This is a genomic window from Pseudomonas sp. DCB_AW (assembly GCF_026240895.1).
In the GTDB taxonomy this organism is placed as follows: Bacteria; Pseudomonadota; Gammaproteobacteria; order Pseudomonadales; family Pseudomonadaceae; genus Aquipseudomonas; species Aquipseudomonas kermanshahensis.
The window spans coordinates 1-22275 of record NZ_JAPFCE010000052.1; the positions used below are offsets into that span (position 1 = coordinate 1).

At 62.8% G+C, this 22275-nt stretch carries 20 protein-coding genes and 1 tRNA gene; 9 read left to right on the forward strand and 12 right to left on the reverse strand.

The features are described from left to right. Positions 1-208 precede the first annotated feature (208 nt). From OO306_RS21495 to hemA, 6 genes are all read right to left on the reverse strand, one after another. Entirely contained in the window at positions 209-727 is a 519-nt protein-coding gene (locus OO306_RS21495; RefSeq protein WP_265969867.1) for an acyloxyacyl hydrolase, read from the reverse strand. A gap of 106 nt (positions 728-833) precedes the next feature. Continuing rightward, positions 834-1631 (reverse strand): glutamate racemase, encoded by a 798-nt coding sequence (gene murI, locus OO306_RS21500; protein ID WP_265969868.1) that lies wholly within the window; start codon positions 1629-1631, stop codon positions 834-836. Beyond that, positions 1624-2379, reverse strand: coding sequence for a molybdopterin-synthase adenylyltransferase MoeB (locus OO306_RS21505; protein ID WP_027594472.1), 756 nt, complete (start codon positions 2377-2379; stop codon positions 1624-1626). Before OO306_RS21505 ends, murI begins: the two co-directional genes overlap by 8 nt. Continuing rightward, the gene (gene prmC, locus OO306_RS21510; protein WP_265969869.1) at positions 2373-3203 is read right to left on the reverse strand and encodes a peptide chain release factor N(5)-glutamine methyltransferase; all 831 of its coding nucleotides are present in this window, start codon (positions 3201-3203) and stop codon (positions 2373-2375) included. The genes OO306_RS21505 and prmC overlap by 7 nt, the downstream gene beginning before the upstream one ends. Then, positions 3203-4285 (reverse strand): peptide chain release factor 1, encoded by a 1083-nt coding sequence (gene prfA, locus OO306_RS21515; RefSeq protein ID WP_027594474.1) that lies wholly within the window; start codon positions 4283-4285, stop codon positions 3203-3205. The genes prmC and prfA overlap by 1 nt, the downstream gene beginning before the upstream one ends. After that, positions 4282-5559, reverse strand: coding sequence for a glutamyl-tRNA reductase (gene hemA / locus OO306_RS21520; protein WP_027594475.1), 1278 nt, complete (start codon positions 5557-5559; stop codon positions 4282-4284). Before hemA ends, prfA begins: the two co-directional genes overlap by 4 nt. Positions 5560-5789: 230 nt before the next feature. On the opposite strand from hemA, the gene OO306_RS21525 reads away from it, so the two are divergent. From OO306_RS21525 to ychF, 8 genes are all read left to right on the forward strand, one after another. Further along, positions 5790-7511, forward strand: coding sequence for a tetratricopeptide repeat protein (locus tag OO306_RS21525; protein ID WP_027594476.1), 1722 nt, complete (start codon positions 5790-5792; stop codon positions 7509-7511). Between the two features lie 4 nt (positions 7512-7515). After that, on the forward strand, positions 7516-8133 hold the full coding sequence (gene lolB / locus OO306_RS21530) for a lipoprotein insertase outer membrane protein LolB (protein WP_099452894.1): 618 nt from the start codon (positions 7516-7518) through the stop codon (positions 8131-8133). A gap of 3 nt (positions 8134-8136) precedes the next feature. Then, complete coding sequence (gene ispE, locus OO306_RS21535) at positions 8137-8997, forward strand: 4-(cytidine 5'-diphospho)-2-C-methyl-D-erythritol kinase (protein WP_085274109.1); 861 nt, start codon at positions 8137-8139, stop codon at positions 8995-8997. Positions 8998-9016: 19 nt separating this feature from the next. Next, positions 9017-9091, forward strand: a tRNA-Gln gene (locus OO306_RS21540). Between the two features lie 48 nt (positions 9092-9139). Continuing rightward, positions 9140-10081 (forward strand): ribose-phosphate pyrophosphokinase, encoded by a 942-nt coding sequence (locus OO306_RS21545; protein WP_003247410.1) that lies wholly within the window; start codon positions 9140-9142, stop codon positions 10079-10081. A 122-nt stretch (positions 10082-10203) separates the two neighbouring features. Further along, the gene (locus OO306_RS21550; RefSeq protein WP_027594479.1) at positions 10204-10797 is read left to right on the forward strand and encodes a 50S ribosomal protein L25/general stress protein Ctc; all 594 of its coding nucleotides are present in this window, start codon (positions 10204-10206) and stop codon (positions 10795-10797) included. Positions 10798-10876: 79 nt separating this feature from the next. Continuing rightward, a complete protein-coding gene (pth, locus tag OO306_RS21555) occupies positions 10877-11461 on the forward strand; it encodes an aminoacyl-tRNA hydrolase (protein ID WP_008099045.1) in 585 nt (194 codons plus the stop codon). A gap of 21 nt (positions 11462-11482) precedes the next feature. Beyond that, positions 11483-12583: a redox-regulated ATPase YchF gene (gene ychF, locus OO306_RS21560; RefSeq protein ID WP_027594480.1), complete on the forward strand. Its 1101-nt coding sequence runs from the start codon at positions 11483-11485 to the stop codon at positions 12581-12583. 146 nt (positions 12584-12729) lie between these two features. On the opposite strand, the gene OO306_RS21565 is transcribed toward ychF, so the two are convergent. From OO306_RS21565 to OO306_RS21575, 3 genes are all read right to left on the reverse strand, one after another. After that, positions 12730-15159 carry a TonB-dependent siderophore receptor gene (locus OO306_RS21565; RefSeq protein ID WP_265969870.1) on the reverse strand — a complete coding sequence of 810 codons (2430 nt, stop codon included), beginning with the start codon at positions 15157-15159 and terminating at the stop codon, positions 12730-12732. Between the two features lie 99 nt (positions 15160-15258). After that, on the reverse strand, positions 15259-16182 hold the full coding sequence (locus OO306_RS21570) for a FecR domain-containing protein (protein WP_265969871.1): 924 nt from the start codon (positions 16180-16182) through the stop codon (positions 15259-15261). Positions 16183-16203: 21 nt separating this feature from the next. After that, complete coding sequence (locus tag OO306_RS21575) at positions 16204-16707, reverse strand: sigma-70 family RNA polymerase sigma factor (protein ID WP_265969872.1); 504 nt, start codon at positions 16705-16707, stop codon at positions 16204-16206. Positions 16708-16933: 226 nt separating this feature from the next. Here OO306_RS21575 and OO306_RS21580 point away from each other — a divergent pair, with 226 nt between their 5' ends. Next, the gene (locus OO306_RS21580) at positions 16934-18655 is read left to right on the forward strand and encodes a SulP family inorganic anion transporter (protein WP_265969873.1); all 1722 of its coding nucleotides are present in this window, start codon (positions 16934-16936) and stop codon (positions 18653-18655) included. Here OO306_RS21580 and OO306_RS21585 read toward each other — a convergent pair. Genes OO306_RS21585 through OO306_RS21595 form a run of 3 tightly spaced genes read right to left on the reverse strand, consistent with a single transcriptional unit; the run spans position 18652 to position 22272 of the window. Next, positions 18652-19668 carry a DUF2955 domain-containing protein gene (locus OO306_RS21585; protein ID WP_265969874.1) on the reverse strand — a complete coding sequence of 339 codons (1017 nt, stop codon included), beginning with the start codon at positions 19666-19668 and terminating at the stop codon, positions 18652-18654. The two genes, OO306_RS21580 and OO306_RS21585, sit on opposite strands and share 4 nt — an antisense overlap. Further along, positions 19658-20755, reverse strand: coding sequence for an HlyD family secretion protein (locus tag OO306_RS21590; RefSeq protein ID WP_265969875.1), 1098 nt, complete (start codon positions 20753-20755; stop codon positions 19658-19660). Before OO306_RS21590 ends, OO306_RS21585 begins: the two co-directional genes overlap by 11 nt. Further along, positions 20752-22272, reverse strand: a complete 1521-nt coding sequence (locus OO306_RS21595; RefSeq protein ID WP_265969876.1) for an efflux transporter outer membrane subunit — start codon at positions 22270-22272, stop codon at positions 20752-20754. The genes OO306_RS21590 and OO306_RS21595 overlap by 4 nt, the downstream gene beginning before the upstream one ends. Between the last annotated feature and the right edge of the window lie 3 nt (positions 22273-22275).

The window sequence follows — 22275 nt, forward strand, 5'->3', positions numbered from 1 at the left end:
CCCCCCCCCGTATCATAGAGCGCCAGGCGGTAAGCCCGGCTCCAGCCCCCAACACCGACCCCCATTGCACCCCCCCCCGCACTCGAAACGCACCACCTTCACGCCCACCCATCTGCTCCCACGAGGCCGGTGAGACCACAAAGAATCTCTGCTGCTATTACCGGCCTCTTCGCAGCGCAAGGCTGCTCCTACAACGGTGCGGGATAGCTTAGAGCGCCATGCGGTAATGCAGGCTGTAGCTCTCTACACCGTCGTTAGGTTGCTTGATGCCAGCATTGGAATAGTGAATGGCCCGTACACCAATTTCATGCCCGCCCGCAAAGCGCAGACCAAAACCGATTCGGTCTTCGAACTGGAACGCCGAACCCAGCTCATTGCTTTCAAGCTCGGTGCTGGAAAAGGCCGCGACGCCAATCCCGGCCTCGATATAGGGCTTTACCGAATCCCCCGCAAACTCATAAACGAATACCGGTGCGAACGACAGGCTGTGGTTGCTCGCGGTCTTGTCGCCATCCCAGTAGGTGTAAGCCCCATCCCAATACCCGGTCAGGTGGCCAACGCTGGTCTGCCACCAGCTCGCGTCCCAGTTCGATTGCAGACCCAGCCGGTAGACCATGGTCGAGTCCCCCGTCTGCCCCACCGAAAATGAAACATCGGCCGCCTGCGCCGACACTGCTTGCCCCAAGGTAAAGACGGCAGCCGCCGCCAAGCCGAGCAGTTTCCTCATAAGAAACATCCTTCTTCCTAATGCTGTTGTTAGTGTTCGCCTCGTGTCAGGCAAATCGGTAGAAATCGGCAGTGGTACGATAGTTCATCTGATTTTCACGTTTTTTTCACAACGTAAAGCGTTGCACACTGTCGGACTTCTGCCACAGCAACGGTAGGATTTTTCTCAGGGATTGTGGGTCGGCACTGGTCCAGAAGCGGGTATCCACTGCCGGGCCCTCAGCCAGCAGGTCGCTGGCGCTCAACAGACGCTGCAATTGACGCGCCACGGCGGCGCCGGTATCGATGATGGCTACGTCCGCCGGCACCATGTCGGCCAGCAGCGTGCGCAGGAAGGGGTAATGCGTGCAACCCAGGATCAGCGTGTCGCAGCCAGCCGCCAGCAGCGGCTGCACGTAGCCGAGCAACAACTGGCGCAAGGCCGGGCTGCTCAGGTCGCCGGTTTCGATCCGCTCGACCAGGCCGGGGCAAGGCTGGGTGACCACGCGCACATCGCTGGCGAAGCGGTCGAGCAACGCCGCGAACTTGGCGCTCTGCAAGGTGCCGGTCGTGGCCAGCACGCCGACCACGCCGGAGCGGGTGGCTGCAGCAGCCGGCTTTACCGCTGGCTCCATGCCCACCAGCGGCCATTGCGGGTACAGCTCGCGCAGGTCGGCAACGGCCGCCACTGTCGCGGTATTACAGGCCAGGACAAAGGCCTTGGCGCCCTGCTGCTGGAAGAACTCGGCAATACGCCGGCAGCGCTGGCGGATGTAATCCGCCGACTTTTCACCGTAAGGCACGTGCCCGCAATCGGCCACATACAGCAGTGATTCGTTAGGCAGCAGGCGCTGGATCTCGGCCAGTACCGACAAACCGCCGACCCCCGAATCCATTACGCCAATCGGCGCCGAACGCTCAGCCATCGCGCTTGCCACAGACCGCGCAAGCTGGGTCGCGCTTGACCCGCAGCTCACGAATGCGCGTGCCGAGGGCATCGATCAGCAACAGGCGGCCCACCAGCGGCTCGCCGAACCCAGCTAAGAGTTTCATGGCTTCCAGGGCCTGCAGGCTACCTACCAGCCCCACCAGCGGGCCGATTACACCGGCTTCGCTGCAGGTCAGTTCAGCCTCGCTGCCATGGCCATACAGGCAGTGGTAGCAAGGGCTGTAGTCACGCCGCGGGTCGAACACCGACAGCTGGCCTTCGAGGCGGATCGCCGCGCCACTGACCAGCGGTTTACCGGCAGCAACGCACGCAGCGTTGACCGCCTCGCGGGTAGAAAAGTTGTCGGAGCAGTCCAGCACCAGGTCGACCGCCGCCACCGCAGCGGCCAGCGAGTCCTCGTCCAACGCCTGGCGATGAGCGACCAGGCTGATCTCTGGGTTGATCGCCTCCAGGCGCTGCAGCGCCGAGTCCACCTTGCTCATGCCGACGCTGGCGCTGTCGTGGATCACCTGGCGTTGCAGGTTGGTCAGGTCAACGGTGTCGAAGTCCGCCAGGTGCAGCTCACCCACGCCCGCCGCTGCCAGGTACAGCGCGACAGGCGAGCCCAAGCCACCGAGGCCGACGATCAGGGCCTTGCTCTGCTTGAGCCGCAGTTGGCCGTCGATATCGATCTGCGCCAGCAAGACCTGCCGGCTGTAGCGCAACAGTTCCTGATCACTCAGCATGGCAGGCGCCCCAGGGTAATGCGTTCATGGCGGCCCAGGTCCGTGCGGCTGGCCACCTCGCTAAAGCCGTGCTCAGCCAGCAAGGCTCGCACCGCTGCGGCCTGATCGTAGCCGTGCTCCAACAACAACCAGCCACCTGGCAGCAGGTGACGTGGCGCCTGGGCGGCAATCACGCGCAGGTCGTCCAGGCCATCGGCGCCCGCCACCAGCGCGCTGCTGGGCTCGAAGCGCACGTCGCCGGCGACCAGGTGCGGGTCTTCACTGGCGATGTACGGCGGGTTGCTGACAATCAGGTCAAAGCGCGCATCGCCCAGGCCATCGAACCAGTGGCTGACACGCACCTGGACGTTAGCCAGCCCCAGGCGCTGTCGATTACGCTCGGCCAACGCGACCGCCTCCTCCACCCGGTCTACCGCCGTCACCTGCCAGGCCGGGCGATCGCCGGCCAACGCCAGGGCAATGGCCCCGGTCCCGGTGCCCAGGTCGAGCACCTTGGCCGGGGTTGCTGGCTGAAGCTCAAGGGCAGTCTCGACCAGCAGCTCGGTGTCCGGACGCGGGATCAGCGTATGCGGCGCCACTTCCAGGTCAATGTTCCAGAACCCTTGCTGCCCAAGGATATAGGCGACCGGCTCGCCACTACGGCGGCGCTGCAGGTAACCGGCGTAGGTGTCGGCCGCTTCGCTGCTGACGATGCGCTCGGGCCAAGTATGCAGGTAGCTGCGCGACTTGCCGATGGCCGCAGCCAGCAACAGTTCGGCATCCAGCCGCTCGGTGGGCGATTCGGGCAACTGCGCATTGCGCAGCAAGCTGGCGATGATGGTCATCAGTCCCCCAGGGCGGCCAGTTGATCGGCCTGGTATTCGGCCAACAGCGGTTCGATCACGGCGTCTACGCCACCGGCGAGGATGTCGTCCAGCGAATACAAGGTCAGGTTGATGCGGTGATCGGTAACCCGGCCCTGTGGATAATTGTAGGTGCGGATACGCTCGGAGCGGTCACCGGAGCCCACCAGCAGCTTGCGCTCACTGGCAATGGCGTTCTGCGCGGCGCTGGTCTGCATGTCGTTGAGCTTGGCCGACAGCCAGGACATCGCGCGGGCGCGGTTTTTGTGCTGCGAACGTTCTTCCTGGCACTCGACCACCATACCGGTGGGCAAGTGGGTGATGCGCACCGCCGAGTCGGTCTTGTTGATGTGCTGGCCGCCGGCGCCGGAGGCGCGGTAGGTGTCCACGCGCAAGTCGGCCGGGTTGATTTCGATCGCGGCCTGCTCGTCGGGCTCGGGCAGCACCGCCACGGTGCACGCCGAGGTGTGGATACGGCCTTGGGATTCGGTCTCCGGCACGCGCTGCACGCGGTGTGCGCCCGATTCGAACTTGAGCTTGCCGTACACGCTTTCGCCTTCGACACGGGCAATGATTTCCTTGTAGCCGCCGTGTTCGCCTTCGTTCTCGGAAAGAATCTCCAGGCGCCAGCCACGCTTCTCGGCATAGCGCGAATACATGCGAAACAAGTCGCCCGAGAAGATCGCCGCCTCGTCGCCACCGGTGCCGGCGCGGATTTCGAGGAACACGTTGCGCCCATCGTTAGGGTCCTTGGGCAGCAGCATGCGTTGCAGCTGGGCTTCCAGCGTCAGCAATTGCTCCTTGGCTTCGCGCACTTCTTCCACGGCCATTTCACGCATGTCCGGGTCGCTGTCCTTGAGCAGCGCCTGGGCGCCTTCGAGGTCGTCCTGGACTTTGCGCCACGCTTGATAGGCAGCGTAGACCGGCTCGACTTCGGCGTATTCGCGGGAATAGGCGCGGAAACGCGTCTGGTCGGAGATGACTTCAGCGTCACCGAGCAGTGCGGTCAGTTCTTCGAAGCGGTCCTGGATGATATCCAGTTTGTTCAGCAGCGACGCTTTCATTGCGAGGATTTGTCCGTCGAGCCCTCGTTGAGGGCAAAGAGTTCCTGGGCCATGGCCAGCGCATCGAGGCGGCCCTCGGCCGAGAGCTTTTTCAGCTGCACACTGGGGGCGTGCAGGAGTTTGTTGGTCAGGCCCCGGGCCAGTTGGGCCAGCACGTCTTCGGGGTTGCCGCCGTTGGCCAGCAGACGCTGGGCTTTTTGCAGTTCTTCATCCCGCAGCCGCTCGCTTTGCTGGCGGTAGGCCTTGAGCACGTCCACCGCAGCCAGCTCGCGCAGGCGCACCATGAAGTCTTCGGCGCCCACCGACACCAGCTCTTCGGCCGCCTGGGCAGCGCCCTGGCGGCTCTTGAGGTTTTCTGCGACCACATCGTGCAGGTCATCGACGGTGTAGAGGTAAACGTCATCGAGTTCGCCGACTTCGGGCTCGATGTCACGCGGGACGGCGATGTCGACCATGAAGATCGGCTTGTGCCGGCGTTGCTTCAGCGCGCTCTCGACCGCGCCCTTGCCGAGGATCGGCAACTGGCTGGCGGTGGAGCTGATGACGATGTCGCTGTTGGCCAGCTCTTGCGGGATGTCGGCCAGCAGCACGGCATGGGCGCCAAACTGCTCGGCCAGGGTACTGGCGCGCTCCAGGGTCCGGTTGGCCACGACGATACGCCGCACGCCTTGTTCGTGGAGGTGGCGGGCGACCAGGGTGATGGTCTCGCCGGCGCCAATCAGCAGCGCCTGGCTGCGGCCCAGGTCACTGAAGATCTGCCGCGCCAGGCTCACCGCGGCGAACGCCACCGAGACCGGGTTCTCGCCGATCGCGGTGTCGGTGCGCACCTGCTTGGCGGCACTGAAGGTGGCCTGGAACAGGCGCCCGAGCAGCGGGCCGACAGTGCCGGCCTCACGCGCCACGGCGTAGGCAGACTTCATCTGGCCGAGGATCTGCGGCTCGCCAAGCACCAGCGAGTCAAGGCCCGAGGCCACGCGCATCATGTGCCGCACAGCGTCGTGCTCTTCATGGATGTAGGCGCTGGCGCGCAGTTCATCCAGGCTCAGGCGGTGATAATCGGCCAGCCAATGCAGCACCGCGTCGGCAGACAAGTGGTCCTGCTCTATATAAAGCTCGCTACGGTTGCAAGTCGACAGGATCGCCGCTTCACGGCTGGCGGTCAGTCGGCAGAGCTGCTGCAGGGCGTCCACCAGCTGCTCTGGGGTAAACGCCACGCGCTCGCGTACGTCTACCGAGGCAGTCTTATGGTTGATACCAAGTGCAAGAAAGGCCATGCAAGGTCGCTGGTTATGACGAGAAGCCGATAATTGTCCTCTTTCGCAGGTTCCAGAACAACCACCGTTCGCTATTGTCGTGATAGCGCCGGAATATCACCTGCCAGCGCTCACCCGGAACCTGCTTGCCCCTGCCATGGTCGCAGTTAACCAAATGCTTCGCAGGTGGGTTTGCCACCGCGCTTGTGTCATCATGCTCCGACCGCCGGTGAGTCCTTTTAAGCCTTTTTATGAACAGACCCTACGCACTGCTGCTTGCCTTCGCCCTGCTCCAGGGTTGCCAGAGCCTGGCCCCGCAAAAAGCCGAGCCTCCCGTTGCCGAGGCCGGCACAGGCGAGGCCGAAAAACCCGTGGTGTACGGTTCGTTCAAGCAAGACACCCTTTATAGCCTGCTGGTCGCGGAGCTGGCCGGCCAGCGCAACCGCTTCGACATCGCCCTGGCCAACTACACCGACCAGGCCGAAAAGACCCAGGACCCTGGCGTCTCCGAGCGTGCCTACCGTATCGCCGAATACCTCGGCGCCGACGAGCCGGCCTTGGACAACGCCCTGGTCTGGGCCCGCAACGACCCAGACAACCTCGACGCCCAACGCGCCGCCGCCATCCAGCTGGCCCGTGCCGGGCGCTACGACGATGCCATGGTCTACATGGAGAAAGTCCTGCAGGGCCAGGGCGATACCCATTTCGACTTCCTCGCCCTGTCCGCCGCCGAGACCGACCAGAGCACCCGCGACGGCTTGCTGCAGAGCTTCGAACGCCTGCTGGTCAAATACCCGGACAACGGCCAACTGGTGTTCGGTAAGGCGCTGCTGCTGAACCAGGACGGCAAGACCGAAGAAGCGCTTGAGCTGCTTGAGGCGCACCCGCCGCAAGACGGCGAGATCGCCCCGGTCCTGCTGCGCGCCCGCCTGCTGCAAGCCCTCGACCGCGGCAAAGAGGCCCTGCCCCTGCTGCGCGGTGCGATCCGCGACAACCCGGATGACAAACGCCTGCGCCTGACCTACGCCCGCACCCTGGTCGAGCAGGACCGCATGGCCGATGCCAAAAGCGAGTTCATCAGCCTGGTCCAGCAGTACCCCGAAGACGATGAGCTGCGTTACTCGCTGGCCCTGGTCTGCCTGGAAAACAAAGACTGGGATGAAGCCGAAGGCTACCTGCAGGAGCTGGTCGAGCGTGACAGCAACGTCGATGCCGCCCACCTGAACCTGGGCCGCATCCGCGAAGAGCGCCACGACCCTGAAGCCGCCTTGCGCGAATACGCCCTGGTCGGCCCCGGCCCCGACTACCTGCCGGCGCAACTGCGCCAGGCCGATATCCTGATTGCCAACGGCCGCGGCAGCGAGGCCTCGCGCCTGCTCGCCGAAGCCCGCGAGGCGCAGCCGGACGTCGCTGTGCAGCTGTACCTGATCGAATCGGAAAGCTACAGCAACAACAACAAGGATGCCCAGGCCAACCAGGTGCTGCAGCAGGCCATCCAGCGCTACCCGGACGACCTCAACCTGCTTTACACCCGCGCCATGCTGGCCGAAAAGCGTGACGACCTGCCGCAGATGGAAAAAGACCTGCGCGCCATCATCGCCCGCGAACCCGAAAACGCCATGGCGCTGAACGCCCTGGGTTACACCCTGGCCGACCGCACCACCCGCTACGCCGAAGCCAAGGCGCTGATCGACAAAGCCCACCAGCTGACGCCGGACGACCCGGCCGTGCTCGACAGCCTGGGCTGGGTCGCCTACCGCCAGGGCAAACTCGACGAAGCCGAAGGCTACCTGCGCCAGGCCCTGGCGCGCTTCCCCGACCATGAAGTGGCCGCTCACCTGGGCGAAGTCCTGTGGGCCAACGGCAAGCGCCGTGAAGCCCGCCAGGTCTGGGCCAAGGCCTTCGAAGCCCAGCCCGACAGCCCTATCCTGCGCAAGACCGTACTGCGCCTGACCGGATCAGAGACCCTTTAACGCCATGTTCCTGCGCCATTTAATCACCTTCACCCTGATCGCCCTGCTCGCGGGCTGCGCCGGCTTCGGTAGCCGCGAAGCCCTGCAGGGCCAAGGCGACCCGCAGCAGTGGCGCCAGCACAAGGCGCAACTAAGCACCTTGGATGGCTGGCAGATCAACGGCAAGGTCGGCATCCGCGCCCCGCGCGATTCCGGCAGCGGCACGTTGTTTTGGCTGCAACGCCAGGACTACTACGACATCCGCCTGGCTGGCCCATTGGGCCGTGGCGCCGCCCGCCTGACCGGCCGCCCCGGTGGCGTGGTGCTGGAAGTGGCCAACCAGGGCCGCTACGAAGCGACCAGCCCCGAGGCCCTGCTGGAAGAACAACTGGGCTGGCAACTGCCGGTTTCCCACCTGGTCTGGTGGGTGCGTGGCCTGCCCGCGCCCGACAGCAAGAGCAAGCTGACCCTGGACGGCGACAGCCGCCTGGCCAGCCTCGACCAGGATGGCTGGCAGGTCCAGTACCTGAGCTACACCGAGCAGAATGGCTACTGGCTGCCCGAGCGCCTGAAACTGCACGGCAAGGACCTCGACGTGACCCTGGTGGTCAAGGATTGGCAGCCACGCCAGCTGGGGCACTGATCGATGAACACGCTCACCCTGCCGGCCCCGGCCAAGCTCAACCTGTGGCTGCACATCATCGGCCGCCGCCCGGACGGTTACCACGAACTGGAAACCGTCTTCCAGTTCCTCGACCACGCCGACGAATTGACCTTCGCCCTGCGAGAAGACGGCGTAATCCGCCTGCACACCGACATCGAGGCGGTGCCCCACGACAGCAACCTGATCGTACGTGCAGCACGCAAACTGCAAGCACAATCCGGCACAACGCTTGGCGCCGATATCTGGCTGACCAAGGTCTTGCCCATGGGCGGTGGCATCGGTGGCGGCAGCTCGGATGCCGCGACCACCCTGCTGGCGCTGGCGCACTTATGGCAACTGGGCTGGGATGAAGACCGCCTGGCGGCCCTGGGCCTGAGCCTGGGCGCCGACGTGCCGGTATTCGTTCGCGGCCACGCGGCATTCGCCCAGGGTGTCGGCGAACAACTGACCCCGGTCGACCCTGACGAACCCTGGTATGTCGTGCTGGTGCCGCAAGTGTCTGTCAGTACTGTAGAAATTTTTTCACATCCGCAGTTGACACGTGATTCCCTCCCCCTTAAGATGCGCCCCGTTCCCGAGGGAAACAGTCGAAATGACTGCCAACGGGTGGTTGAGCAGCGTTATCCAGAAGTTCGAAACGCATTGAATTCTCTGGGTAAATTTACCGAAGCTCGGCTAACCGGAACTGGAAGTTGTGTGTTTGGGGCCTTCCCAAGCAAAGCCGAAGCTGATAAAGTTCTGGCCCTTCTTTCAGCGACCCAAACAGGGTTTGTGGCGAAAGGAAGCAATATTTCGATGTTGCATCGCAAGCTGCAAAGTCTGGTCAAGAAGTCGAGTGCATAGCGCTCGCAGCAACAGATACAGGGGCGTCGCCAAGCGGTAAGGCAGCAGGTTTTGATCCTGCCATGCGTTGGTTCGAATCCAGCCGCCCCTGCCATTTTCCTTATACTCATCCAGGTATACCCTCAGCCTTCAGGTACTGCGCGTGTCCAAGATGATGGTCTTTACGGGGAACGCTAACCCCGATCTGGCTCGGCGTGTCGTACGTCAGCTGCATATCCCTCTCGGTGACGTCTCTGTCGGTAAATTCTCCGACGGCGAGATCAGCACTGAGATCAATGAAAATGTCCGCGGTAAAGACGTCTTCATTATTCAGCCGACCTGTGCCCCGACCAACGATAACCTGATGGAACTGGTAGTGATGGCCGACGCCTTCCGCCGCTCCTCAGCATCCCGAATCACCGCCGTGATTCCTTACTTCGGATACGCCCGCCAGGACCGCCGTCCGCGTTCGGCACGTGTTGCTATCAGCGCCAAAGTCGTCGCTGACATGCTCACTGTCGTAGGTATCGACCGTGTACTCACCGTCGACCTGCACGCTGACCAGATCCAGGGTTTCTTCGATATTCCTGTCGACAACATTTACGGCTCGCCCGTATTGGTCGACGATATCGAAGACCAGCGTTTCGAGAACCTGATGATCGTCTCTCCGGACATCGGTGGTGTCGTGCGCGCACGCGCCGTCGCCAAGTCCCTGGGTGTCGATCTGGGTATCATCGATAAACGCCGCGAAAAGGCTAACCACTCCGAGGTTATGCACATCATCGGCGACGTCGAAGGGCGCACTTGCATCCTGGTAGACGACATGGTCGACACCGCCGGCACCCTGTGCCACGCGGCCAAAGCCCTGAAAGAACACGGCGCTGCCAAGGTTTACGCCTACTGCACGCACCCTGTCCTGTCGGGCCGCGCGATCGAGAACATCGAGAAGTCGGTACTGGACGAGCTGGTGGTGACCAACACCGTTCCGCTGTCCGCCGCTGCTCAAGCCTGTGACCGTATCCGCCAGTTGGATATCGCACCGGTTGTCGCTGAAGCGGTACGCCGCATCAGCAATGAAGAATCGATCAGTGCGATGTTCCGCTAAGCGGAACACGTGTTGATGTGAAGCGCCCCGCCCCAGCATGTGTTGGGGCGGGGCTTTTTTGCCCACCCCGTTTGGCGCTGGTCGCAAACGCCTGCGGGAGATGGCTATTTTGGAGAAGCAAAATGACTGATTTCATCCTGAACGCCCAAAAGCGTACTGACCTGGGGAAAGGTGCGAGCCGCCGCCTGCGTCACTCGCTGAGCATCCCTGCCGTTGTCTACGGTGGCGGTAAAGACGCCGAGTCCCTGACCATCGTGTCGAAGGAAATCGCCAAACTGTTCGAAAACGAAGCTGCCTACAGCCACGTGATCGAGCTGAACGTTGACGGCGTCAAGCAAAACGTCATCGTCAAGGCCATGCAGCGCCACCCAGCCAAGCAATTCATCATGCACGCTGACTTCGTTCGCGTCGTTGCTGGCCAGAAGCTGACCGCCAAGGTTCCGGTTCACTTCATCGGCGAAGAAGCCCCGATCAAGAAAGGCGGCGAGATCTCGCACGTTGTTTCCGAGATCGAAGTTTCTTGCGAAGCCAAAGACCTGCCTGAGTTCATCGAAGTTGACCTGGCCAACGCCGAAGTCGGCAGCATCATCCACCTGTCGGACCTGAAAGCTCCGAAAGGCGTAGAGTTCGTCGCTCTGGCCCACGGTGATGACAAAGCTGTTGCCAACGTTCACGCGCCACGCGTTGCTCCAGAAGCTGAAGGCGCTGCCGAGTAATCCACTCGCACGCCGGTGTTGATCGGGTTACAGTGCCCCGCGCCCTGTAACCCACCAACTCCAAGGAAGAGCCCCTGACGTGACCGCCATCCAGTTGATCGTTGGCCTGGGTAACCCCGGCCCCGAATACGAACAGACCCGGCATAACGCAGGGGCTCTTTTCGTTGAACGCATTGCCAGCGCCCAGCGCGTCTCCTTGACCGCTGACCGCAAGTATTTCGGCCTGACGGCTAAATTCAGCCATCAGGGCAACGACGTTCGTCTGCTCATTCCCACCACCTACATGAACCGTAGCGGCCAGTCCGTGGCGGCCTTGGCCAATTTCTTCCGCATCAAGCCGGAAGCGATCCTGGTGGCGCATGACGAACTCGACCTGCCTCCAGGCGTCGCCAAGCTCAAACGCGGCGGCGGCCATGGTGGGCACAACGGCCTGCGCGACATCATCGCGCAGCTCGGCAACCAGAACGACTTCCACCGCCTGCGGCTTGGCATTGGCCACCCGGGCGACGCCAAACTGGTCTCCAACTTCGTCCTGGGCCGCGCGCCGCGCGCCGAGCAGGAGAAGCTCGATGCCAGCATCGATTTTGCCCTCGGCGTGCTGCCAGATGTCCTCGCTGGCGATTTCGCCAAGGCGATGCGCGAACTGCACAGCCAGAAGGCCTGATTTCCTAGAGAGGGAATACCCATGGGTTTCAATTGCGGCATCGTCGGCCTGCCCAACGTCGGCAAGTCCACCCTGTTCAACGCCCTGACCAAGTCTGGCATCGCGGCGGAGAACTTCCCTTTCTGCACCATCGAGCCGAACAGCGGCATCGTGCCGATGCCCGACGCGCGCCTCGCTGCACTGGCGGAAATCGTCAAGCCTAACCGCATCCTGCCGACCACCATGGAATTCGTCGACATCGCAGGCCTGGTGGCGGGCGCTTCGAAGGGTGAAGGCCTGGGCAACAAGTTCCTCGCCAACATCCGCGAGACCGATGCCATCGCCCACGTGGTGCGCTGCTTCGAAGACGAGAACGTGATTCACGTTTCCAACAGCGTCGACCCCAAGCGTGACATCGAGATCATCGACCTCGAGCTGATCTTCGCCGACCTCGACAGCTGCGAGAAGCAACTGCAGAAGGTTGCCCGCAACGCCAAGGGCGGCGACAAGGAAGCCCTGGCGCAAAAGGCCATCCTGGAAAAGCTGATCCCGCACTTCACCGAAGGCAAGCCAGCGCGTAGCCTGATGAAGCACATGGCTGACGACGAAAAGGCCGTCATCCGTGGCTTCCACCTGCTGACCAGCAAGCCGGTGATGTACATCGCCAACGTCGCTGAAGACGGCTTCGACAACAACCCGCACCTGGACGTAGTCCGTGCCATCGCCGAAGAAGAAGGCGCGGTCGTGGTGCCGGTCTGCAACAAGATCGAAGCCGAAATCGCCGAGCTGGACGACGGTGAAGAGAAAGACATGTTCCTCGAGGCCCTGGGCCTGGAAGAGCCTGGCCTGAACCGCGTGATCCGTGCCGGTTACGAGCTGCTGAACCTGCAGACCTACTTCACTGCCGGTGTGCAGGAAGTCCGCGCCTGGACAGTCCGCGTCGGCGCCACCGCGCCACAGGCCGCCGGTGTTATCCACACCGACTTCGAAAAAGGCTTCATCCGCGCCGAAGTGGTAGCGTATGACGACTTCATCCAGTTCAAGGGTGAAAGCGGCGCCAAGGAAGCCGGTAAATGGCGCCTGGAAGGTAAAGACTACATCGTCAAAGACGGTGACGTGATGCACTTCCGCTTCAACGTCTGATGGGAGCCGTGGGATTCCACGGTCCTTGAAAGACTTCAAAACCCCCGTGATCGCCAAGCGATACGGGGGTTTTGTGTTTAAGGGCCATCATGTTCATCTGTGACCCCGACTAAGGCACAGCCTGGGCCAGGGCGCTGCTTCATCTGTTAAAAGCTGTATTTGACCGTAAGCATCAAGTTGCGTGGGTCGCCGTAGATGTTTTCGGCGCGGGCGGTACTGTCGGTGATGCTCACGTAGTACTTTTTGTTGAATACGTTATTCAGGTTCAGGCGTGCGTCGATATGCTCGGTTGGCTTGAAGCCGACCATCAGGTCCAGCAGCGCGTAGGCGTCCTGTTCGACCTTGTAGCCACTCTCCTTGTTGTACACAGAGTTCTGACCATAAGCGGTACCGCCAATGCGCCAGCGCTCAAGTTCGCCTGGCAATTGATAGCGGGTGGTGAGTTTGACCAGATGGCGGGGCAGGTCTGTATCGAAACTGCGGCCGACGTTGGCGCGGTTGGAATCACTGAGGTACTTGACCTCAGTGTAGGTATAGCCAGCGCCAACCTGCCAGCGAGGCGTGATTGCGCCTTGCAATTCCATATCGATACCTTGCGCGCGCACTTTACCTGCCGCTTCATAGCAAGTTACGGCAGTCGGGCAGCCTTCTGCAACGCGAGCACGGTTTTCCTGATCCATGCGGAACAACGCGATGGAGCCGTTGAGTGCTCCGTTGAAATATTCGCCCTTGATACCGACTTCATAGTTCTTGCCCACGATCGGGGCCAGCAGGCCCCCGCTGGCATTCAAGTTATTCTGCGGTTTGAAGATATCGGTGTAACTCACGTAGACCGAGTGATTATCGTCCAGATCGTAGATCAGGCCTGCGTACTTGGTGACGTGGCGGGTGACTTTGTAATTCACCATCCCATATTGGGATTCGGCGTCATAGTCGTACCAGTCCAGACGGCTGCCGAGGATCAGGTGTAGTGAGTCTGCCAGGCTGAAGCGACCCGTGACGTAGGCGCTCTTCTGGTGGATATCGATTTGCTGCCAGAAGGTGGAGATCAGCGACGACGGTTTGGGGCGCAGGCTCGGATCCCAGTTGTTGAGGTCGATGTCGTTGTAGATGGAGTTGTCAGTGTTTTCGACCAGTTTGATCGTTTCTTCCCGGGCGCTGGCACCGACCACCAGTTGGTGTTCGCGACCGAGCAGCTGGAACGGGCCACTGGCGAACGCGTCGACGCCGGTCTGGTCGTCATCGTATTTGTAGCCACCGAAAATCTGGCGATAGACATCTTTGGTGTTGTAGACCTTGCTGGCGAGGTGATCCAGCTTTGACCAGGTCTTGTTACCCGACAGGGTGAGCTTCCAGTCGTTGGCGAGGCTGTGTTCGAGCTTGGCGAAGGCGATGGTGGTGTCTTTGTCCCAATAGTCCCAGTCGTTGCCCAGATAGGTAGAGCGAGGAAGGTGCAGGTCGCTGCCGTCCGCCGCCACGGGAATGCCGCCCCACGGTACGTGGTTGTTGTCGTCCTGATAGGATGCGCCGACGGTCAACAGGGTGTCGTCGGTCAGGTCTGCCTCCAACACGCCATAGTACACGCCGCGTTCAGTCTGGATGTTGTCCTGGAAGCTGTGGTTGTTCTGGTAGGCACCCACCAAGCGTCCACGAACCGTGCCCTGGTCGTTGAGAGGGCCGCTGAGGTCCATCTCCGAGCGATATCGGTCCCAACTGCCGGCGCTGGCAGTGATGCTTGCCTGAGCCTCTGCGGTGGGCTTCTTGCGTACCAGGTTGATCGAGGCTGCCGGGTTACCGGCGCCCTGCATCAGGCCGGTCGCACCACGGACAATTTCAACGTGGTCGTACATCGCCAGGTCGCCCGACGCGATGATGTCGGCGGCGTTGGCCCCCACGTTGGTCGGGATCCCGTCGTACATGATGTTGTCGACCTGGAACCCTCGGGAGTAGTAACGCTGCCGGTCTGGGCCGAGCTTCTGCGAGCTCATGCCCGGGGTATTGCGCACCACATCATCCAGGGTGTTCATGGCCTGGTCATCCATGCGCTGGCGCGTGATCACCGTGACCGACTGAGGCGTTTCGCGCAATGTCAGAGGCAGCTTGGTTGCAGTCTGCATGGTACCGGTGGTGTAGGAACCAGTGCTTTCGGTGGTTCCCCCCAGGCCTGTGCCCGATATGGTTGTCGCCCCGATTTCGATAGCGCTTCCATCAACCTCAACCACTTGAAGGGTGTAGCTGCTCTGCGCCCGCTGTACCGCGTGCATCCCACTGCCCATCAGTAATCGCTCAAGCGCCGCACTGGCCCTCAAGTGCCCACTTACCCCTGGCGAGCGCCGGTCTCGGGCCACCGCAGGGTCGAACGACACCGTTACCCCCGCAATCCGCGAATACTCGGCCACCGCGTCTTCCAACGGGCCACTGGCAATGGCGAAATCGTACTCGGCGTAAGCTTCTTGCGCCCAGGCCTGGGCCGTCGGCAGAACAGCGAGCACTGCAGCGGTGCATAGGGCGCCACGCAAGGTGACGCTCAGCAGTCGGGCTTTGGAAGGTGGGTACAACGCGTTACTACGTGACATGTGGGGTCCTTCGTCGATGGCAAGTATCCGGCGTCTTGGCGCCTTACTTGTTATGTCGAACGAGAATGAAAACCACCAACACCTGATGCAGAAAAACCTTTACACAGCTTCCACCTGGGCCCAGAAACGAGTGAACCGACGTAGCCGGATGGGCAGCATCGCGCTCAGGTTGTCCAGCACGACATCGATGTCACCCAACTGGAAACTCCCGGAAATACGCAACTCGGCGACCCCAGCGTCGCAACCAAGGTGGCCTGCCCGATACCGGGACAACTCGGCAATCACATCCCCCAGGCGCCAATCACTGACCACCAACAGGTTGTTTCGCCAGGCATCGGCACCTTTAGCCAAAGGCACAGGCACGCCCGCAACAGTGGATGAAAAGTCCAACTGCTGACCCGCATTGATCCGCACCGGCGTACTGCCGGGCAGCGGTGAGCGCAATTCGACAGCATGCTCAAGCACCGAGACGCGAGCGCTGGCGGGGTTGATGCGTACCAGGAATCGCGTACCCAATGCGCGCAAGTCGCCAAACGCCGTGCGCACGATAAAGGGCCGAGCCAAAGGGTCCGGCGCGGTCTGAATGAACACCTCACCTTCACGCAGCACAACGCGTCGCAGGTTTTCGTCGAACGAAATATTCAGCGCAGTGCCGGTGTTGAGCACAATTCGACTGCCATCCGAAAGTGTCACGGGTAAACGCTCGCCCGTACCCGTGGCGTAATCGGCCATCATCTTGCGCCATGGGTCCGTTCGCGCACCAATGCTGAGCAAAGCGCTGCTTCCTATCAGCAACGCCAACACCTTGAGCACCTCGCGACGCTTGGCACGCGAGCTTTGCAGCGCAGGGCGCGCAACTCGAGCATCTAGCTGACCAAACGCCGCCTGTAGCCGCTCTACCCGCCCCCAGGCCTGGGCATGGCGGGGGTCGTCATGCAGCCATTGCCGATGCGCCTCGCGCATCGCCTCAGTGCCCCTGGCAAGGTCTACATACCATTGCGCTGCGGCTTCCAGGGTTTTCATATCAAGCTCGGTGGTCACGCCTCAGTCCCCGATCAGCAACAGGCAATGCGCCATGGCTCGCACGAAATGCTTGCTGACAGTATTGGTAGACAGGTTCAGCTGGCGACCGATGGCGGCGTGGCTCAAACCCTCCAGCTGGGCCAGCAGAAAGATCTCGCGGGTTCTTGGCTCGAGGCCATCGAGCATCTGATCGATCTGCAGCAAGGTCTCCAGAATGACGCTGCGTTCCTGAACAGAAATCTCGACGGGCTCAGGCAGTGCTGCCAGGCTTTCGAGATAGGCTTGCTCGAGCAAACGCCGACGGAACTGGTCGATCATGAGGCTGCGCGCGATGCGGCTCAAATAGGCCCTGGGCTGCTTCAGTTCCTCGACTTTGCGCTGGCTGAGCAAGCGCATGAACGTGTCCTGAGCGAGGTCAGCAGCCTGCTCCCGGCAGCCGGTCTTGCGCCGCAGCCATTGCTGCAGCCAGCCATGGTTATCGAGATAGAGCTGCTGCACTGACTGACTGGAAGAGATATCGGGCATAGCGCTCGGCCAAAGCTGACAAGATTTGAATGGTAATCTATCTCATTACCGCAATGCTCGGCGAGACGTCGCCCTGAATAAAACCGTGCAAGAAGCCGGGCACGTCGCAGGTTTGCTACCGCTCAAACCCGGGCTTTATCTTTTTGAGCAACGCCGCCATCCACCCTCTAAGCTGTCTCCAACGGGACCTCAAGCGGTTCATGCCCCGCCCCTTGGAGCCTGCACCATGCCCGAAACACCCCCTCCCCCACGCTTCGACTGGCAACGCTGGCTGCCCGGCGTGGTCACCCTGCTTCACTATCAGCGTGCCTGGCTGCCCAGGGACATCGCTGCCGGGCTGGTACTCACCAGCATGCTGGTGCCCGTGGGCATTGCCTACGCCGAAGCCTCGGGCGTACCCGGCATCTACGGCCTCTACGCCACCATCATTCCGCTGCTGGCCTATGCGCTGTTCGGCCCCAGCCGCATCCTGGTATTGGGCCCAGATTCGGCACTGGCCGCGCCCATCCTGGCGGTGGTGGTGCAGTACGCCGCCAGCGACCCGCAGCGCGCCATCACCATCGCCAGCATGATGGCCTTGGTCGCTGGGGTGTTCTGCATGGTCGCCGGCCTGCTGCGCCTGGGCTTCATCACCGAATTGCTGTCCAAGCCGATCCGCTATGGCTACATGAACGGCATCGCCTTGACCGTGCTGATCAGCCAACTGCCCAAACTGTTCGGCTTATCCATCGACAGCCAAGGCCCGCTGCGGGACATCTGGGGCCTGATCCAGGCCCTGCTTGCAGGCCAGGGCCACTGGCCCAGCTTCGTCATCGGCGCTGGCAGCCTGGCGCTGATCCTGCTGCTCAAACCCTTCAAGCGCTTGCCCGGCATTCTGATCGCTGTGGTGCTGGCGACACTGGCGGTGAGCCTGCTCGACCTGGACCAGAGCGGCGTCAAAGTCCTCGGCCAGTTACCCCAGGGCCTGCCGGACCTGGTCTTCCCCTGGTTGAGCGATATCGACCTGGTGGAAGTGCTGCTCGGCGGCATCGCGGTGGCGCTGGTGTCATTCGCCGACACCAGCGTGCTGTCGCGCTCCTACGCGGCCCGCCTGAAGATGCCGGTCAACCCGAACCAGGAGATGTTTGGCCTGGGGGTGGCCAACCTGGCCAGTGGGCTGTTCCAGGGCATCCCGATCAGCAGCAGTTCGTCACGCACCCCTGTCGCTGAAGCTGCTGGGGCCAAGACCCAACTCACCGGCATCATCGGGGCGCTGGCCGTGACCGTTCTGCTGCTGGTGGCGCCCAACCTGATGCATTACCTGCCCAACAGTGCCCTCGCTGCCGTGGTGATTGCCGCCGCACTGGGGCTGTTCGAATTCGCCGACCTCAAACGCATCTTCCACATGCAGCAATGGGAGTTCTGGCTGTCGTTGACCTGTTTTGTCGGCGTGGCAGTGTTTGGTGCCATTCCGGGTATCTGCATTGCCGTGGCGATTTCGGTCATCGAATTTCTCTGGGATGGCTGGCGGCCGCATTTTGCAGTGCTCGGCCGGGTGGACGGCACCCGCGGCTACCATGATGTGCAGCGCTACCCGCAAGCCCGGCGCATCCCGGGCCTGGTGCTGCTGCGGTGGGATGCGCCGCTGTTTTTTGCCAATGCCGAGCAGTTCCAGAGCACCGTGCTGGCGGCTGTGGAACAGTCCCCTACCCCCGTGCAACGTTTGGTAATTGCCGCGGAGCCTGTGACCAGCATCGACGTGACCTCCGCAGACATGCTCGCTGAACTGGACCGGGCGCTGGAGGCGCGCGGCGTGGAGTTGCAGTTCGCGGAGATGAAAGACCCGGTGAAAGACAAGATGAAGCGCTTTGAGTTGTTCCAGCACATGGGGGAAAAGGCCTTTCACCCCACCGTCGGTGCTGCGGTGGATGCCTACCTGGAAGACACAGGGGTCGACTGGCACCCCTAATGCACCCACTGCCGTGCCCTGCGCCGGTCGATCCAGATCAGCAGCGCACTGGCATACACCGACACCGCCAAGAACAGCGCCATGCGCACGGCGAACGCGCGGTAGACATCCTGCCCCGCCGCGCTGTCCTGCACCGACTGCCCCAGCAGTATCAACATCGTAGTCAGGCAACTGACCCAATAGGCCGGGCTATGCCGCGTCGCCACCGCGCGGTACAGCCGCCGGCCCTGCCAAAGCGTGAACAGCAGCACCCACAGGAAAAACATCCACAGGTGCACGAACAAGCTCAATGCCCCCCACAGCAGGATCGCCAGCAGCCCGGCCAGCAAGGTCGAGCCAATCAGTTCTCGGCTGGCATTGCGGGCATGGGTCTCGCTGGCCTGCTGACCGAGGCTCACCGACTTCATGATCAGCGGCATGAACGCGTCCGGTGCGATCAGCGCCAGCAAAAAGGCCGGCATGACGATCAGCGTGGCGCGCAGTGCGACCCAGCTGGCCCGTTCAGCGGCGAGCGGCGGCGGTGTCGGTTGCACAGGTGCGTCAGCCGGTTCGGGGAACATCACATGCGCCAGCGCCGTGCCCAAGGTTGCCAGGAGCATGCCTTTGGACAAGGCCTCGACCACCGACAGCGCCAAGGTGAAATCGCTGGTGCCGGCTGCGGCGATCATGGTCAGGCCGATCACCAGCAAGTTGGCCAACAGGCCGTTGCCGCCCTTCAGGGCATAACGCAGCACTAGATACACGCCAACGCCGACCAGCAGCACACCACTTACCGGTGCATGGCGCAGCAAGGGAATCAGCAACAGGCCACTGCCACAACTCAGCAGCACCAGCACGGCCAACGCCGGTGCCGCGCGCAACGGCAGTGGCTGGCTACGCATGGCCAACAGCAGCACCGCGAACACGGGTGCCAAAATCGGCACCGGCAAACCAAAACCGAAGCTGACCGCCAGGCACAGCGCCACGCCCCAGGCCAGGCGAAGCGCACGCTGGCGCCGCAGCTCAATAGGCATACGAGAGCCAGCTCATCAGCCACATGAACACCCGGCCAAGCACGTTCAGCGGGTTGCCCTCGCTGGGCAGCGCCATCACCTCGGCTTGGCCACCCACCCGCAAGCCGGACTTGTCTTCCAGCTGGTCCCGGTCAAGCTCGACAATCACCGGAAAGCGTTGAGCCGAGCGCAGCCATTCACGGCTGTTCTGCACGCTCGGCAGCGTGCCCGGTGGGTTGCTCTGGCCCACGCTGACGCCATAACCGATGCTGCGTATGCGCCCCTTCACTACCGTGCCAGGCAGCGCATCGAGCACCACTAGCACCGGTGTGCCGGGGCGCAGGCGGCCGAGGTTGTTCTCGGTCAGGTCGGCGCTGATCCACACGTCATGGATCGCAATCAGGGTCATCATCGGGCTGCCGGCGCCCACGTAGTGGCCCACGTCGGTGCGCAAGTCGGTGATCAACCCGTTGGTGTCGGCGCGCACCACCGTTCGCTCCAGGTCCAGGCGGGCCTTTTGCACATTCGCCGCCGCGCTGCGCACCTGCGCATTGTCCGCCTGCGCCCCACCCTGCTGCTCACGTGCCCGCACCACTTCGGCACGGGCTGCCGCGACTTGGCTGATGGCCTGGTCGCGCGTGGCCTGCGCGCCTTCCAGGCGGCGCTGCGAAACCGTGCCGGGGTCCTCCTCGATCAGCCGCTTCAGCCGCTCGGCGTCTTGCCGGGCCTTGCGCTCGTTGGCCTGGGCCGCCATCAACGCCGCCTGGGCCGAGTCGATGCCGGCCGTGTGGGCGCCGATCTGCCGGCCCACCGTGTCGAAGTCGGCTTCGGCGCGAGCCAGGGCAATGCGGTATTGCTCCTGGTCCAGTTCGAACAACACTTCGCCCTTGCGCACTTCCTGGTTATTACCCACGGCCACGCGCTTGACCTGGCCGGCCACCTCGGCGCTCACCGGCACCACGTAGGCTTGCAGGCGAGCCTGCTGGGTGTACGGTGTAAAACGGTCGGCCAGCAGGTACCAGAGCAGGCTCACGGCAATCAGCAGCAATACCCAGCGCAGGCCACGGTCGGGCGCTTGCGCAGGCGGTGTTTGCGGGGTGTCGGTCATTTTTGCTCACCTGGTGGCTGTGCGCTGGGGGCCGGCTCATCCAGCAAGTCTCCCCAATCGGTGCGTTGCTGCATCTGACGACGCGTGGCCGGGTCGATCGGCGCACGGCCTGGGTCCCAACCACCCCCCAGGGCCTTGTACAAGGTCACCAGGCTGCTGACGGCATTGCCGCGGCTGACCAGGTAGCCGTCCTGTTGTTGCAGCAGCAACTGTTGGGCATCGAGCACCCGCTGGAAGTCGGCGAACCCTTCGCGGTACTGCGACATGGCCAGGCTCAACGAGCGCTGCGCGGCTTGCGAGGCTTGATCGCGAATGCCAGCACTTTGCAGCGAGCGCACCAGGCCACTGGCGGCATCGTCAGCCTCACGGGCGGCTTCACGCACACTTTGCTGATACAACTCGATCAATTGCTGCAAGCGCGCGTCCTCGACACGCACGGCGTTCTTGCGCCGGCCGTAGTCGAACGGGTTCCAGATCAGGCTTGGGCCGGCGGCGAGGTCAAGCGTGTTGGGCAGGTGGCTGGCCGAGACGAACGTCCAGCCGAGGCTGCCCAACAGGCTCAGCTGTGGATAAAGGTCAGCTTCGGCCACCCCGACCAGTGCCGATTGTGCCGCCACGGCCTGTTCGGCAGCGCGGATGTCTGGGCGCCGCTGCAACAGGCGAGCAGGCACGTCCTGCAGCAGTGCGCGGTCCGGCAGTGGCAACTGGCCGTATTGCGACTGCAGCTCCGGCAGTGGGCCGGGGGCGCGCCCGAGCAGGGAGCAGAGCACGTTGCGCAGGGCGTTGAGCTGGTTCTCGAACTCGGGGATGGTCGCTTGGGTAGCCAAGTACTGCGTGCGAGCCTGCTGCCAATCGAGTTCGTCATGCTCGCCATGGCGGAACAGCCGCTCGGTGATCTCCAGGCTGCGCGCCTGGCGCTTGGCGTTTTCTTCGGCAATGGCAAGGCGCGCCTCGGCGGTACGCAATGCAAAGTAGGTATCGGCTACCTGCGCACGCAATAGCAACATGGCATCGGCGTAGTTGGCCTGCGAGGCGAAATACAGGGCATCGGCAGACTCGATGGCACGGCTGAAGCGCCCCCAGAAGTCAATTTCCCAGGCGATGTCGAACCCTGCGCTGGACTGCCAGAACACCGAATCGCGAGCAGTGTCGATGCCGGACTGGTCCTGCTTGAGGTAGAGGCTTTGCGCCCGCACCTGCTGCAACTGCGGGTAACGCCCAGTCTGCACGATGGCCAGCTGTGCACGTGCCTCGGCGATGCGCAGGCCGGCCACGCGCAGGTTGCTGTTGTGGGCGTCGGCTTCGGCAATCAGCGCATCCAGTGTCGGGTCGGCGAACACCTGCCACCAATGGCGAAAGTCCACCGTTGCATCGCGCCGCCCGGCCTGCTCCAGCAAGGGTGTGCTCCACGGGTCCAGCCAGGCCGTTTGCGGGGGGTGAAAGTCTGGCCCGACCTGGGTGCAGCCTGACAGCAAGGCAACCAGGCCCAAGGCGCGACACCAGGAAGGTGCAGGCATGCC

Bases quoted from the DNA above. Each gene is read 5' to 3' on its own strand.
- OO306_RS21495 (WP_265969867.1), bottom strand. From the start codon at position 727: ATGAGGAAACTGCTCGGCTTGGCGGCGGCTGCCGTCTTTACCTTGGGG.
- murI (WP_265969868.1), bottom strand. From the start codon at position 1,631: ATGGCTGAGCGTTCGGCGCCGATTGGCGTAATGGATTCGGGGGTCGGC.
- OO306_RS21505 (WP_027594472.1), bottom strand. From the start codon at position 2,379: ATGCTGAGTGATCAGGAACTGTTGCGCTACAGCCGGCAGGTCTTGCTG.
- prmC (WP_265969869.1), bottom strand. From the start codon at position 3,203: ATGACCATCATCGCCAGCTTGCTGCGCAATGCGCAGTTGCCCGAATCG.
- prfA (WP_027594474.1), bottom strand. From the start codon at position 4,285: ATGAAAGCGTCGCTGCTGAACAAACTGGATATCATCCAGGACCGCTTC.
- hemA (WP_027594475.1), bottom strand. From the start codon at position 5,559: ATGGCCTTTCTTGCACTTGGTATCAACCATAAGACTGCCTCGGTAGAC.
- OO306_RS21525 (WP_027594476.1), top strand. From the start codon at position 5,790: ATGAACAGACCCTACGCACTGCTGCTTGCCTTCGCCCTGCTCCAGGGT.
- lolB (WP_099452894.1), top strand. From the start codon at position 7,516: ATGTTCCTGCGCCATTTAATCACCTTCACCCTGATCGCCCTGCTCGCG.
- ispE (WP_085274109.1), top strand. From the start codon at position 8,137: ATGAACACGCTCACCCTGCCGGCCCCGGCCAAGCTCAACCTGTGGCTG.
- OO306_RS21550 (WP_027594479.1), top strand. From the start codon at position 10,204: ATGACTGATTTCATCCTGAACGCCCAAAAGCGTACTGACCTGGGGAAA.
- ychF (WP_027594480.1), top strand. From the start codon at position 11,483: ATGGGTTTCAATTGCGGCATCGTCGGCCTGCCCAACGTCGGCAAGTCC.
- OO306_RS21565 (WP_265969870.1), bottom strand. From the start codon at position 15,159: ATGTCACGTAGTAACGCGTTGTACCCACCTTCCAAAGCCCGACTGCTG.
- OO306_RS21570 (WP_265969871.1), bottom strand. From the start codon at position 16,182: ATGAAAACCCTGGAAGCCGCAGCGCAATGGTATGTAGACCTTGCCAGG.
- OO306_RS21575 (WP_265969872.1), bottom strand. From the start codon at position 16,707: ATGCCCGATATCTCTTCCAGTCAGTCAGTGCAGCAGCTCTATCTCGAT.
- OO306_RS21580 (WP_265969873.1), top strand. From the start codon at position 16,934: ATGCCCGAAACACCCCCTCCCCCACGCTTCGACTGGCAACGCTGGCTG.
- OO306_RS21585 (WP_265969874.1), bottom strand. From the start codon at position 19,668: ATGCCTATTGAGCTGCGGCGCCAGCGTGCGCTTCGCCTGGCCTGGGGC.
- OO306_RS21590 (WP_265969875.1), bottom strand. From the start codon at position 20,755: ATGACCGACACCCCGCAAACACCGCCTGCGCAAGCGCCCGACCGTGGC.
- OO306_RS21595 (WP_265969876.1), bottom strand. From the start codon at position 22,272: ATGCCTGCACCTTCCTGGTGTCGCGCCTTGGGCCTGGTTGCCTTGCTG.